This is a genomic window from Nonomuraea sp. NPDC049709, from assembly GCF_040674815.1.
Lineage (GTDB): Bacteria > Actinomycetota > Actinomycetes > Streptosporangiales > Streptosporangiaceae > Nonomuraea.
Genome location: NZ_JBFANM010000152.1, coordinates 1 through 13,231, shown reverse-complemented (window position 1 = coordinate 13,231; position 13,231 = coordinate 1). Strand labels below are relative to the sequence as shown.

Annotated in this window: 10 protein-coding genes and 2 pseudogenes; 1 reads left to right on the top strand and 11 read right to left on the bottom strand. The window is 65.0% G+C overall.

Going from position 1 to position 13,231, the window contains the following annotated elements; translation table 11 throughout:
* Window positions 1-221: 221 nt before the first annotated feature.
* The 4 genes and pseudogenes from AB0J69_RS59950 to AB0J69_RS59935 all read right to left on the bottom strand — a co-directional run.
* Window positions 222-373 (bottom strand): annotated as a pseudogene (locus AB0J69_RS59950) (transposase); the annotation flags it as partial.
* A gap of 710 nt (window positions 374-1,083) precedes the next feature.
* Window positions 1,084-2,298, bottom strand: a complete 1,215-nt coding sequence (locus AB0J69_RS59945; protein ID WP_364137907.1) for an ISAs1 family transposase — start codon at window positions 2,296-2,298, stop codon at window positions 1,084-1,086.
* Window positions 2,299-2,574: 276 nt separating this feature from the next.
* Window positions 2,575-4,626: a right-handed parallel beta-helix repeat-containing protein gene (locus AB0J69_RS59940; RefSeq protein WP_364137905.1), complete on the bottom strand. Its 2,052-nt coding sequence runs from the start codon at window positions 4,624-4,626 to the stop codon at window positions 2,575-2,577.
* Window positions 4,627-4,752: 126 nt separating this feature from the next.
* Window positions 4,753-4,884, bottom strand: a complete 132-nt coding sequence (locus AB0J69_RS59935) for a hypothetical protein (RefSeq protein ID WP_364137903.1) — start codon at window positions 4,882-4,884, stop codon at window positions 4,753-4,755.
* Window positions 4,885-5,815: 931 nt separating this feature from the next.
* Between AB0J69_RS59935 and AB0J69_RS59930 the strand changes: the two genes are divergently transcribed.
* Window positions 5,816-6,082, top strand: coding sequence for a hypothetical protein (locus AB0J69_RS59930; protein ID WP_364137901.1), 267 nt, complete (start codon window positions 5,816-5,818; stop codon window positions 6,080-6,082).
* An 823-nt stretch (window positions 6,083-6,905) separates the two neighbouring features.
* On the opposite strand, the gene AB0J69_RS59925 is transcribed toward AB0J69_RS59930, so the two are convergent.
* The 7 genes and pseudogenes from AB0J69_RS59925 to AB0J69_RS59895 form a co-directional block, all read right to left on the bottom strand.
* A complete protein-coding gene (locus tag AB0J69_RS59925; protein ID WP_364137899.1) occupies window positions 6,906-7,886 on the bottom strand; it encodes a GTP cyclohydrolase, FolE2/MptA family in 981 nt (326 codons plus the stop codon).
* Between the two features lie 295 nt (window positions 7,887-8,181).
* A complete protein-coding gene (locus tag AB0J69_RS59920) occupies window positions 8,182-8,637 on the bottom strand; it encodes a transposase (RefSeq protein ID WP_364137897.1) in 456 nt (151 codons plus the stop codon).
* A gap of 262 nt (window positions 8,638-8,899) precedes the next feature.
* A complete protein-coding gene (locus AB0J69_RS59915; protein ID WP_364137895.1) occupies window positions 8,900-10,291 on the bottom strand; it encodes a M4 family metallopeptidase in 1,392 nt (463 codons plus the stop codon).
* Between the two features lie 535 nt (window positions 10,292-10,826).
* On the bottom strand, window positions 10,827-10,982 hold the full coding sequence (locus AB0J69_RS59910) for a hypothetical protein (RefSeq protein ID WP_364137893.1): 156 nt from the start codon (window positions 10,980-10,982) through the stop codon (window positions 10,827-10,829).
* 136 nt (window positions 10,983-11,118) lie between these two features.
* Window positions 11,119-11,280: pseudogene (locus AB0J69_RS59905) on the bottom strand (IS5/IS1182 family transposase); the annotation flags it as partial.
* A gap of 16 nt (window positions 11,281-11,296) precedes the next feature.
* Complete coding sequence (locus AB0J69_RS59900) at window positions 11,297-11,434, bottom strand: hypothetical protein (RefSeq protein WP_364137891.1); 138 nt, start codon at window positions 11,432-11,434, stop codon at window positions 11,297-11,299.
* A 206-nt stretch (window positions 11,435-11,640) separates the two neighbouring features.
* Window positions 11,641-12,831, bottom strand: a complete 1,191-nt coding sequence (locus AB0J69_RS59895) for a hypothetical protein (RefSeq protein WP_364137889.1) — start codon at window positions 12,829-12,831, stop codon at window positions 11,641-11,643.
* Between the last annotated feature and the right edge of the window lie 400 nt (window positions 12,832-13,231).

Below are 13,231 nucleotides of genomic sequence, written 5' to 3'. Positions count from 1 at the left end.
CGGCGTCGAGGAGCTCAAAGCCCTCGCCCTGGGCGCGCTGCGGCGGTTACAGAAGATGCCTGCGCTGGTGCGATCGTTCTTCGCCGATCCTCATCCGGCCTACATCGCCGCCAGCCTCCGATAGTCCAGAAACCCACGAACTGATTGGATCATCCGATCCACCGTAGTAGTAGTAGTTTGGCTCTTGCCCACTTTCGGTGGTGACGGAAAGTGGTTTGGCCGAGCAGGATGCGATGACGGAGGAGTGCGAAGCCGGCTCGCCCGTACATTTGCCTCTTGATCATTTTCGTTTTGTGTTGACGCCTTCGGTGCCGCCGTTATGGAACGGGAGCGTGAGGGCGGCGTTGACGGCGGCCCGGTCGTAGTCCAGCCCGCGGGTGAAGGCGTGCAGGTGGGGCAGGTCGACCTGACGCGCTTGTTCGATCCAGGCGGTCGTTCCCGGACAGTCAAGATGAGGATGGCCAGGTCACTCGTGTTGAGGAGGAGCTGAATAGGATCACCCCCGCCAGCGAATCTTGGCGAGGGTGATGGTGTGCAGGTCAGCGCGGTGCTGTTCAGGGTGTCGGAACTGATCTCCTTGTTGATAACTTGTTCATAGGTGTGCCGGGAAGTCTGGTCGGCGGTTCTGTCGCCGACTCCTGCAGAGGCCACCCATGTATTCGACCAGGTTGACGGCCCGACCAGCGGAGCTGGTGCTTCCTGCGTCGAGCGGGCGTGCGCGGTGATCCGTGATTTGGTGGTGCCCGGTGGGATCTTCGTGGGGTTCGTCGTGGTCTGGCTCGCCTTAGGAGGATCATCTCGTTGGGTGTGGCCCGCGGTTGCCATCGTGGGAGTGCTGCTCGTAGTCCGTGCGTCGGTCTATCGACGGACGTCGAAGCGGCACCGGGGTGAGGACCAGCCATGATTGTGGGGTTGATCACTCGGTGGCGATGACTTCGCCAACGGCGGCGCGGGTGGCCGATTCGTCGACGATGGCATCGTGCTGGACTTTTCCCTCCGTGGCCTATGGAGTATCACGCGCTTCCCATACGGTCGCCTCACACCCAGGGCTCCGGCGTAGTGGCGTTTTGTCCTGTTTCTCGATCATGTTTGGTCGAGGACGGTGAGGGTGCGGGTGGCATCGCGGGAGATGTGGCGGATGGCTTGGGTGATGTTGCCGGCTCCGGTCAGGCGCAAGGCGCCGATGGCGAGGTTGCGCAGGGTGGCCATGGCGTGGGGTGCGTTGCCGGTGCGGACCTGGCTGTGGTCTTCGGCGTAGGTGACGTCGCGGACGTAGTGGAGTCGGTTCTCGATGCTCCAGTGGCCGCGGATCCAGGTGGCCAGGTCGCTGGGAGGGGCCTGCCAGGCGGGCAGATCGGTGATCGCGTAGACGGTCACGGTCCGCCACTTTCCCGCGCTGCCGTCTCTGACCTGGCGCTTGATCTGCATTGCCTGGACGGCGTGGGGAAACAGCAGCCCGGTGGTGACAGTGACGACTTTGAGAGTGCCGTGTTCCTCGCGTCCGTGTCCGCGGTCACGTTCGCGGTGCTGGACGGGAATCTGTTTCCATGACAGCCGTTTGACCTGCGCGTACAGGCTGGGCTGGTTCTTCTTGACGATCAATAAGTAGTGCGCCCGTTTCTGCTCGATGAGGAAGGTGGCGTGCTCGCGCTGGGTATGCAGGGCGTCGGCGGTGACCACGCGATTGTCCAGGTCGAGACGCTTCAGCAAGGGTTGGAAGCGGGTGATCTCATTGGTCTTGCCGTCCATGTCGGTCTGCGCGAGCACCAGGCCGCTGCCGTGGTCGAAGGCGGCCAGTAGATGCACCGGCTCACCACCGCGGTGGCGTGCGCCGCGCAGGGCCTTACCGTCGACGGCCACGGCCTGGCGACGCGCACGGCCGCCGGGACAGGCGCTGGTTGCGGCGGCTCGCCCGGCCAGCCAGGAGCACACCGCCTCATCCAGGGCGTCGGTGTCGATCTGTTCGAACAGACGCCGCACGGTTGACTCGTCCGGCGGCTGCCATGCCCGGCTCAGCGGGTCCCGGCGGACGCCGAGGACGGCCATCACCTCGGCGGGGGCATCAGCGATCCACTCACCGATCGCCGTGAAGGAACGTGCGCCGGCCAGCACGGCAGCCGCGGCACCGGCCAGTAACGACGCCAGCGCGTGTCGGACGCCACGTGGATCACGGGGGTCGGGAAGGCGTTGGAAGCACTCCAGCAGGCTGAGGCATTCGGCAGCGGAGGCGGCCAGTGGGCTGGGTTCGGCCAGTTGGCCAAGGACAGCACTGATCGGCGATGATGACAGGACAGGCACGGTCTTCTCTGGTGATCATTAGGCGTCGAGAACCTCATGATCTCGAAGGTCGTGCCTGTTCTCGTCCTTGTACCCCTCTTACAGCCCCGAACAGTCACGCCACGAAACGGGACACTCGGGCTGTTACCGATACCTCGCCGTGGCCCTGGCCTCACACCGAGCCCCCTTTCAGGGCGACCCCCGATGGGATGCGAGTGATGGGATGGGCATACTGCCGACGCTACGCCCATCCCGGTGCCACTGTTGCCGGAAGCCCGCGGCTCCGGAAGTCCGCGACTATTGGTCGGCTACCACGATGTCGTCGAGGTGGAGCGCGTTGCCGTCGCCGCCGTCGGCGCTTCTGATTTCCAGCGTGACGGTGCTGGTCGTCGCGGGCGCGGTGAGTTGCGCTGTGAACTCCTTCCAGTTCGTGCTTAGGCTGTTCAGCGGCACCTCATCGGTCTTGAGGAGTTGCTCGCCGGTGTCGAGCCACAGCACTCTGAGGGTCGCTGCAGAAATTCCCGGCGTGCCCTGCCGCGCCCACAGGCTTACCTTCTTGGCGCCCGGAGTGGTCGCGAACCCGGGCCAATTGCCCAAGTGCACGCCCCATCCCCCGCCTCCGGTGACATCGATCTCCAGACCAAAGGCGCCGGCATGGGCTGCGTTGGCGGTTCGCCGGATGGTACTCGTGTACCAGGCGACCCATTGGCCGACCGAACCTTCGATGGTTGCCGTGTCGGTATCGAGCGCGTTGAGAACGGGAGGCGGTTCTGTCACGCCGTTGAGGGTGCTGCGGGCATCCTGGTTGTACGGCGCGGAACGCCAGGCGTTCCATGAGATGGTTTCGCCCCAGCCCTTGGCGAACTTCCAGTCGCCGACATAGGTGTTGTCATGGAAGCTGTTGCCACTGGTGTGCATGACGCTCTGCTGGATCTCCGCGACCGTGTAGGGCATCCATGGCAGGTTGTTGTCGCCTTGGGCGTACAGGGCCTGCGCACCACAAAAGGTTCCCGCGCACGGCACTTGTGATTTATCGAACCGGAACTCGTTGGCGAACACTTTCACGTTGCGCGAATGCCAGCGGCAGTCGCTGCGGTAGGGCTCGCTCGTGATGGAGGTGTAACAGGGGTGGGTGGCGTTGATCGGGTTGAGGTAGTCGTAGTCGTACGGCGGCGGGATCTCTGTGGGGCTGACGAAGGGCGTGCAGTAGGTCTTGCTGGTGTTCCCATTAGAGTTGCAGAAACGGTTGGTGTTCTCGAAGATCGAGATGCCGGAGAAGTTGTCCTCGAAGAAATTGTTGTTGATGTTGAGAGTCGGGCTGCCGCTCGTGCTATGAGCGAGCCGCGCGTCACCGCCTGATTCCGAGATGTAGATAGCCGGGGCCGGCGAGCCCAGATTGTCATTGCCGCTGACCCAGGCATTCCGCTTGAAGACGTTGCGGCTGATGGTGGCGTTGTAGCTGATCTCGTACCAGAGGCCGATGCTTTCGTTGTGCTCGATCCAGTTGCTGTCGAAGAGGAAATCGATGTTGTTGGTGTCGGCCCAGAAGCCGACGCTCAGGTTGTCGTGCACATAGTTTTCCGTGATGGCGGCGCCATCGACATCCCAGAATTTCACACCGCCGGTGCAGCCGCACCCATCGATCTCGCTCTCCCAGTCGTCCTGGTTGTTGCCGGCTATCTCGTTGTTGTGGACGACGATGTCCTTAATCGCCGAGCCGCCCTCGATCTGAGGCTTGTACATGCTGATGCCGTACTGCCCGTTGTCCTTCAGGCAACTGTGCCGGATCGTATTGGAGTCGCCGAGGAATACAGCCGCGCCATCGTTGTGGTGTGCATAAAGGAATTCCATCAACCAGCCGCTACCTGAGTCATGGTTGATGACGCCTTCGTTGTTGTTGTCCAGTCCGCGGCCGAAGTTGCGGATCTCGAGGTAGGCGATGCGCACATTGGTGGCGGTGCCGGCGAATGCGTAGCGGTTGGCATGCCCGCCGTCCAGGACGGCGCCTGGAGCTCCTATATAGCTGCTGTTGCTGCCTGGCACTATCTGGCTGAATTCGCCGTCGCCCAGGGTGTGTGTGCCCGGGGCGAACCAGTAGGTCTTGCCGGTTTGACCGAAGTTAAAGCCATTGTTGTTGCCCGCCGGGACCACTATCGCACCTGACGGAGCGCTAGGCGGGCCGGTTTCCCATTGGCCACCGTCGCAGACCTGTAAGGCGGTCGGCAACTCCGCATACCAGCCACCCGGGGTGCGATCGGCCGGAACAACGGCGTTGGCGGGCTGCCCGATCAGAAGATTGGCGAGGTTGACGACAGCTAAGAGTGCGACCACAACAACAGAACGTCTCATGAAAGGCGTCTCCCGTTCGGCTCGTGACATTGTGGATCAGCGTAGGGCCGCATGGCTTCAAATCGCCTACTACATGGGTGAGCTGCGATGGCGCGCCGTGACACACCCGATGGGGGCTCTTCGAAATTAGGCGGGGTCGAGGTGTCCTCGGCCGCGTCGGGTGGTGGCACAGCGGGTGCGTAGCCGTTGGTTTTCGGGGTTGCGGAAGCCGTAGCCCGCGTGCAGGACGGACTCGGCGGGCTCGACCCGCTCGGTCATGAGAGGATCTTCCCCGTGATCTCAGGTCGCTTGTTGTGCCCGTGGTGGGATCGCTGGCTGAGACTGTGATCCGTGGGAGCCGTATCACCTGGCTGGGCCTGATGGTGAGCGCGTCGCGCCGGTGTCGGAGTTCCTGCGAGACCTGCAGGCGGCTGCGCGGCCGGCGACCACGCAGCGGTCCTATGCACTCGCGCTGTTGCGGTGGTTTCGATTCACGTGGGCCGTCGGTGTCCCGTGGGATCACGCGACCAGGACCGAGGCCCGCGACTTTTGCCGGCATCTTCAGATCGCTGACAAACCCGGCTGCCCATCCACCGCGACGGCTTCAATGCCGGGCAAGCGGCCGCGGGGAACGAAGTACGCACCGTCGACGGTGGCGCACTGCGAGACGGTCTGCCGGAGCTTCTGCTCCTATCACCTGGATGCCGGGACCGGACCGCTCGTGAACCCGTTTCCGCTGGCCAGGCCGGGCCGGGCGGGAGCGCATCGCAACCCGATGAACCCGTTCCCGTGGCAGAAGGCCGGCCTGTTCGGGCCGCGGGTGCGCCGCCGCGTCCCTCGGCAGGTCCCCGACCAGGTGTTCAACGAGCTGTTCGCCGGGCTGGGCCTCTCACCGGGACCGAGCCCTCGTGGCGTTCTGGGTTTCTACCGGCGCCCCTGCCGCCGAACTGCTCGGCGTCGTGTGCTCGGGCGCCGATCCGGGGCAGCAACTGGTCACGGTGATCCGCAAAGGATCCCGGGCTGTGCAGCAGCTCCCGGCATCGCCGGACGCGTTCGTGCGGCTGGCTGCTGTGGCAGAACGGCGACGGCTACCGTCTGGCCAACCTCCGTTGAGGTCTCCGGCAGGTGTCCTGCTGGTGCTCGTCGTGATTCCGACGGTCGCGAACCTGGCCGGCGGCGGCCCAATGTACATCTGGACGCCGTCCCTCCCTTGCCCCTCCTGCGCCTGGTCACGGAGGCGGGGCTGCTGAACGCCTGGTTGGTCGCCGACCTGCTCGCCGACCTCGGCGTGATCGGCCTACTCGCGGCGGCGGCCACCGCCGTGAGGGAGTACGCCGTGGCCGCGACACTGCTGGCCCTGGTCGCCGCCGTCAGCCTCGCCGCCACGGCGGCCGGCGCCCTGCTCCCCCTCTGCTACGCCCTCCTCTCCACGGCCGGACTCGTGCTGGTACGGCGGGCCAGGCCCTTCTCCACCTGAGCGACCAGCCTTCGTGCCGTCCTTTCATAACCGAGGTCGAGGAACGACGGAACAGCCACCAGCGGGACGGGCTGTTCGAGCAAGTCAGGGGCGGTGCGGCGACGAACAGCGTCGAGTCAGCCTCCGGCTCCAACACGGTGGGATGGTCCGGCGAGATACCGCGATCTTGCGTGTTTCCAGGTCTCGATGACCATCGCCACCATGATCCATCATCGCCAATGGCTGTCCCGTCGTTCCTCGACCCCGCCTACGGTAGAACGGGGTGACGGTCGAGCAGTTCCAGGTCGCGGGGTGCGCGGACTATCTCGCCCAGCATGCGCGGCTGGTGGAGGGCGGGCGGAGTTTCGCGACGAGGTGGCCGGCTACGCCGCGAAGCAGACCAAGACGTCGGCCGGCAGGGGGATGAATAGACTAGCGCGGCTCTCCGCCCGGGAGCGCAAGGCAATCATCGAGGACTTCACGGACGCAATCCTTGGCGGACTCGACATCGACCCGCAGTTGCGTGAGCGGATGCGCGGCACCGCGCCGGAGCTACCCGACGACCCGACACCGGAGCAGGTTGACGCCATGGATCGAACTTGCGGAGCTGGTCGCCGATCCGGACTTCCGCCGCCGCATGTGTCACATGGCGGAACACAACGCCACCGCTTGCGTCCAGCCGGGCGCCTTCATGGCACGCACCATCGAACACGCGGCAAGGCATGCCGCCTCGGCGCGGGAAGGGCCACGGGTTGCCGAGCCGGAGCACCGCGAACCTCAATACGGCCTGCTCCTCATGAGGTAGTTGCTGTTGGATTCCCCGCCTTCAGGCGGGCTGAGGATGTCAAGCTGAACCATCCTCAGCCGCCGTAGATCGTTGAGGCTGACCGGACTCGTCCTCGGTCAGCGCCACCAGCCGATCGGCGGTCATTTCAAGAACGGCCTGAATGTCATGGCCGTGGATGGACTCATAGCTGTCGGCGAGCACGTGAATGGTGAGGCGTCGCAGGTCGCGGCCGGTGGCAAGAAGCCGGCGAGCGAGCCCGGCCGCGGTGTCCCGGGCGACGTCTTCCACGAACTGGGGGCGCAGGTGGGCTCTGCGGACCAGTTCATATTCGTCCGGACGCTTGAGCAGTTCCTGGGTGAGGACGGTGTGATCGGCCAGGGCACGGTAGAGGGTGCGGTAGCCGGGTAGGTCGGCCAGATCGGGGGCGCGGACCGTCAGGGTTGCGCGGCCTTTCTGGCTGTGGGTGGCGATTGGCACCCTGCCCAGCACACGCAACCCGTCCACTGCGGTCAGGCCGAGTTCGTTGACCAGTTCGGTGAGCGCGTATCCCTGCATACAGGGGCAGGCCGTGATGATGGTGGTCCCCACCGACTGCGTGATTGAGGGCCGCGCCCCGGCTACCGCCACCGCGGAGATCTCAACCATGTCGGGTGAAGCCAATGCGGTAACGGGGGTTATGGTCACGATGGGCACCAGCGTTCGCAGGCTCACCCGAGCGCTGTCCTGCCCCTGCGTTTCGCAGATCTTCTCGCCGATGGCCATCGCGGTCGCCGCCAAAGGCCGCCGGTGGTCGTCTTGGAAGGCCTGCTCTATTCGGGACATATGGATGCCACGCTGCTCAGCTCGGAGGGAAACCTCCGCCTCCACGGCGCACAGCACCTGCTTCGCGCCACCGAGCAGTTCCTCCTCGATGTCCAGGGGGATGTGCTGGCTGTGTACGCGAACGGATTGCAGAGCGATTCCGGCTCTCGGCGTCTGGGCCGGCACATCGTAGAAGGAGTCGGCGTAAAGCTGCCGTCGTTCGCTCGAATCAAGCATGAGATTCCTTCCGATGTGAGCCTCGACGGTTCTTCGGCTGTACCGATCCCTGCATATCGCCGGTCCATGTCCATGAAAGTCCTGTTGATTTCCTGCGCCGGCCCGCGAAAGACAACTCTCCTATTCCGGGTCGGATCGTATCTGTTCCTGCCTTCATATCGGCTTCAACGCCGATGGTGCCACGGCGAAACAGCCAGGCGGTGCCGGGCCGGTCTCTGGAACGTGACGACCGGCTTGCATCCCCGGCGGGCCCAGGTGCGGCCTTGGGGGCCTCAGAGATCTCGTCTTCGAAGCGTCACGACGGGCGTAGTAGCCGGACGCCGACACGTTCAGGGCCTGGCAGTCGACCTCGACCGGGATGCCTTCGCCGGACATCACCGCGATGGCTTCGAGCCGTCTTTGGGAGACGCCGCCTGGTGGCTGAGCTCGATCGCCCCCGGGTGGCTTGGAGCTCGGTCTCCAGCTCGGCGATGCGCCGGTTGGCAGTGGCCAGCTCTGCCTTCTCGCAGCTGGTCAGACCGGCTTCCAGGCCGCGGTCGATACGGGCCTGCCGCCGCCAGGTGTGGATAGTCTGGGCGCTGATGTCCAGCTCACGAGCCAGATCGGCAGCCGTACGGCCCCCCTCCAGCAGGTCCAGCATCTTGCGCCGGAACTCCGGCGGGTAGCCACGCCTCCCTTGCCACTTTCCTCTCACCAAGCGGCACAAGAATCCAGAAATCCACCTCCACTCAACCCGGGGGCACACCGTCATCGACGGCGTCCGAGGAGCCCATCGCCTGACAGTATGCCGCCCGCGGGCGGAACGGCAATGGCGGTAGATGATGATCCGGCACCGGTCACGTCGACACTGCCGGCCGCCATCTCCGACCGATCTCGGTTTCTCGCCAGCTATGACGTGCTGTGCTGGCGCCGGTCTGCGTGAGGACGGAGGGCGATGCGGGGATGTCCGTCCGATGCACGCCCTTCGTCCATCCGTGCCTACGATGCGTGGCTGTGCGCGTCCTTGTTGTGGATCAGGCCACGTACCACATGAACCAGGTGGTGCCTTGCGCATGCAGGGTGTCGGTAGTTCCCACGGTCACGCGGTAATCGCCTGCCTTGGTCGGCGTGCCGGAAATCAGGCCGGACTCCGGATCGACGGTGAGGCCGGGCGGCAACCCCGCTGCCGTGTAGGTCAGTGCCCGACCGCCAGGATTGGTGGCTTCGAGCTGCAAGCGAGCAGCCGTTCGTACGACCGTCTCCTGGTCTCCGGGGTTGACCGGATAGGGCGTCTTACCTCCGGCGATGGGGTTGGCGCCGCCGACCAATACGGCGGCCCACGCCGCGTTGACCGTGTTGTACTCCAGCCCGTGCGCACCATAGAGATCAGCGGCCGCCTTCAAGGTCGCGACCCGAGCGGCGACGTAATTGGTTTTGGACGTGAAATATTCGGTGAGTGCCCGATACCAGATCTTGGCGGCCTTGTCGTTTCCGATGCCGGTGACCGGCATGCTGTTGCACGTCGGGCTGTCCTCGCCCGCTGTGGGGTTGCTGCCGACCGCGAGCAGGTGGAAGAAGTGGATCCCCGGGTCCTCAGTCGTCTGCGCCTTTTTGCTGAGGCAGCCCTGCGACGGATTGGCCATCGATTTCGGTGCACTGAACGTTCCGGCTGGGAACCCCGCGGCCAGCCGCTCGCCGATGAGGTAATCCGGCCGATCGACGCGGTTGTTCGCGTAGAACTCGATCATGGTGCCGAATATCCGCGCCGTGGTCAGGGATATCGCGAACGCCTGATCCTCTTCGTCGGTCTCGCCGTAAGACCTCGGCAATCCAGCTGCGGTATGCGCCACTCCCATGGCGACGGCCGCGCCTACCTGGTCCAAGGTGTTCGGATTGACCTGCCTGGCGCCGCCCTTTATCCCGAACATGTTGTATGGGCTGCCGTAGCGGATCCGTGCTGGCTTGTCAGCGGCCAATTTGCCGAAAATCGGCGGCCCTGAATCCCCCATACCTGGGTCTCTGCCATGGAGCTCGAGCCCCTTTCCGTCGCCGGCGAAACCCTTGCGCCCGTGCACGTTGGCGAAGTAGTCCCACGCCTTGGCCGCTGCATACTGGGCGTCGACCGCCATGCTCACACGGTCGCTCAGACTACCGTCGCCCCAGTCGTTGTCCTCATCGGTGTACAGCACCGATTCCACGCTGCCGCTGGTGTACCGGTCGCGATAGCTGCGGGTGTTGCCCCGGTTGGGGTCCTTCAACTCGTACGTCTGGCCGTCGTGGGTGGTGGATAACGAGACGGTTCCGGTGTGAAAGCCGTGACCGACGGCTTGTGCCTCGTCGTCGGCCATCGCAACGGGGGCGCCCGTCATGGTGACTGTAAGACAGGTTCCAGCCGCGATCACCCACGGCAGGTTGCGCTTGATCATGCTCCCTCTTTCGGTCGAAAGAGCATCAGCGGTCATCTCTGACCGTTGGTACTCTGAGTTCTGAGGCGTCCGCCGCGGGGCGGGATCGTTCCCGAAGCGCCTGGGGTCCGGCTGTATCGGGCTCTCGAGGGTTCGGGACGCGCTTCGACGGCGCCTCTCCCGCAACCCAGGTTGGGACTTTAGGCCGGGGCTGTTTCATCACGCCTTCACCCCCGATTGGCTCTGCTTCGCGGGATTAGCCGCGCGAGGTGTGCCAGCAAAGGTCTGGCAACACAACAACACAGGACACTCACGGCTGGTTCCGTCAGCGGAAATGGCTCTCGCACAAAGTTCGTGATCTTTAGGGGCCGAGCAGAACGCGACGGCGGAGGAGATCGAAGTTCGTCCACCCTACATCTGCCTCTTGATCGCTTTGAGTTGGCGCACGGCGCCCTCAACGGCCCCACTGCTCCATTAGTCCGTTACGGACGGCGTCATAGTCCTTGACCAGGGCCCTCGGCGAAGGCGCACACTGGGCGATCTCACTGACGTGATCTCAGTGAATTGCTGGGAGGTAGTCGTGCTCGAAGTGGGTGAGAACAGCTGCGGCGCAGGCGATGTTGCCGATCCTGCTGGGGCGGATGGTGATGTGCTGACGAGTCGGCCAGCAGTCTTTGAGCAGGGCGAACTCGCGTTCGCCGAGACAGCGCACGGCGCGGAGGAGCCGGTTGCAGGTGCGGTTGTAGGGTGGAGGCTCTGATTTCCTTCGGGCTGGCTGATTGGGTGTGGATGCCGATTTCGGCGCCGTCGTAGCCGCTGTCGGCGAGGGTGGGCAGGCCGCGCGCGGCTGCGGTGTACAGCTCGCCGTGCACCTGTGCGCGGGCGGCGGTGCGGCCGTGGACGGAGCCGGGTTCGGCCTCGGCGATCCACAACGGCAGCTCGTCCGGTGCGGAGAGGGCTTGGAGGTCACCGGCGTGCTGGTAGGCCTGGCCGGAGTACCAGGCGTCGATCGGTTCGCCCTTGGCGCTAACGGTCCTGCTCGGCGCAGCGATCGATCGGGATCAGGATGCCGTCCAGGATCATGTACGCCAGTCCCTCAGCATGCGCACGGTCGATTGCTTCGTCCAGATCGGGCGCTAGCTGCGAGAACGCCGATGCCTTCATGGATGTAACGGTAGGCGGTGGCCCGGGAGATGCGGTGCTCACGGCCGAGCTGGGGGGACGTCGCGCTCGCCGCGGAGCCAGCGCAGCACCAGGACCGCCTGCCGGAACTGAGCGGAGTTCAAGCGCGATTGACTTCGGTCTTAGCTGTGCTCGGAACGGTTCCGCTGGCCAGTCGTCCGTCAGTGGGGCAACCGATCAGCAGCCTGTCAGTCAAGGACCGGCGACCACTCGGAGTACGTCCTTCTTGCATCCCCCACATCCTGGTAGCCGACGCACCAGACGCGGTCGACGATCCAGATGTACACATGGGCGTACTCCGCGCCGGAATTGGCGCCTTCCACCAGCTTCCAGGTGTTGTCGCTGGGGAAGAACTGCCCGAACGACTCCCCGTGGGGGTTGTGCCCGGCGATCCAGACCTCGCCTTTGCGGCTGATCGCGACGCTGTTGATGGAAGAGTCCGCGGAGAGGTACGACGTGGGCACGGGGACGATCCGCCAGACAGTGCCGTCGTAGCGAAGCACCGCTGACCTGCGGGTGACGCTGCCGTCGACGGCGCGCCAGCGCTTGTCACCGGTGGCCATCACCGTGCCGTCCGGGCCGACGGCGACGGCGGACAGCGTCAGGCCGATGTCGCCGTCATTGGGCGTGGGGACAAGGCTCCATGACGTGCCGTTCCAGCGCAGGACGTAGGGCTCCACCGTGCGTCCCGCGATCGAACTGGAGGCATGTCCGACGGCCCAGGCCTCGGTGGCCGACCGCACCGCCACGCCGGACAGCACACCGCTTCCCGACGGCGGTTGCGGGATCGCCGTCACCGTCCACGCCTGGCCGTCCCAGTGCTGGACCACGGGTTTGTTCCCGCTCGCGGTACGTGCCTCGCCGACCGCCCACACGTCGTCGGCTCCGGCCGCGGCCACCGACTTCAGGCGATTCGGCGTACCCGGGTCGCCCACGACGGGGCTCGGCACGATCTGCCACTCACCGTTCTGCCAGCGCGTGATCAGCGCCGTCTCGTCGCCGCCAGTCAGGCTGCCAGTGTGGCCCACCGCCCAGGCGTCGCCCGGCGTTATCGCCACGACCCCGGTCAGCTCCACCCGGTCCTTCCCGGCCGGCGCCGGTACGGGGACCGCCTGCCAGGCATACCCTCTCCACTGCAGGGACAGGGGTTTGACGGGCCCTCCACCAGGTCGGGTCTCGTACGTGCCGACCGCCCAGAAGTCATCCTCCGAGCTGCCCGACACGGCGGTCAGCGCGTTGTTCCCGGTGCCCGGGTTCGGTGTGGGCAGCACCCCCCATCCGGGAGTGTCGGCGGTTGCGGGCGTAGCCCGGATCAGACCCTGACCGCCGATGGCGGCGAGCGCTGCCATCGCGATGAAGGAGCGTCGGTTCTTGTCCATGTCTTCACCCTCGTTTCAGCTGAACTCAGCTCATTGTTGAATCCATGCTGATGCGTAACCAAGGGCGATAACCGGACACTTGCCGGGCAAAAGGTTGTCAAGGTTGAAAATTATGCCCAGGCCGCTTTCCCGGTGATTCTGATCGGAGAACTTTCGCGCGGTAACAGGTCGTCTTCCAGGTTGGCGCGGCGTGCTGTTGTCGGGTGTGCGATGACGATGATGGCGGGGTTGCGTCCGCGGAAGTGGTGTACGAGTTTGACCTGGTCAGCAGGTGTGGCGTCGTGAAATGAGAACGGCCATCGCGTGATCCTTCGTAGCAACGATTCCAAGAAGGAGAACGGCGATGACCGCGGACAACAGTGTGACGCCTGCCCGGTGGCTGGCGCAGCAGATCGAGACC

Bases quoted from the DNA above. Each gene is read 5' to 3' on its own strand.
- AB0J69_RS59940 (WP_364137905.1), bottom strand. From the start codon at position 4,626: ATGAGACGTTCTGTTGTTGTGGTCGCACTCTTAGCTGTCGTCAACCTC.
- AB0J69_RS59935 (WP_364137903.1), bottom strand. From the start codon at position 4,884: ATGACCGAGCGGGTCGAGCCCGCCGAGTCCGTCCTGCACGCGGGCTAC.
- AB0J69_RS59925 (WP_364137899.1), bottom strand. From the start codon at position 7,886: ATGCTTGATTCGAGCGAACGACGGCAGCTTTACGCCGACTCCTTCTAC.
- AB0J69_RS59920 (WP_364137897.1), bottom strand. From the start codon at position 8,637: ATGACGGTGTGCCCCCGGGTTGAGTGGAGGTGGATTTCTGGATTCTTG.
- AB0J69_RS59915 (WP_364137895.1), bottom strand. From the start codon at position 10,291: ATGATCAAGCGCAACCTGCCGTGGGTGATCGCGGCTGGAACCTGTCTT.
- AB0J69_RS59900 (WP_364137891.1), bottom strand. From the start codon at position 11,434: ATGAAGGCATCGGCGTTCTCGCAGCTAGCGCCCGATCTGGACGAAGCA.
- AB0J69_RS59895 (WP_364137889.1), bottom strand. From the start codon at position 12,831: ATGGACAAGAACCGACGCTCCTTCATCGCGATGGCAGCGCTCGCCGCC.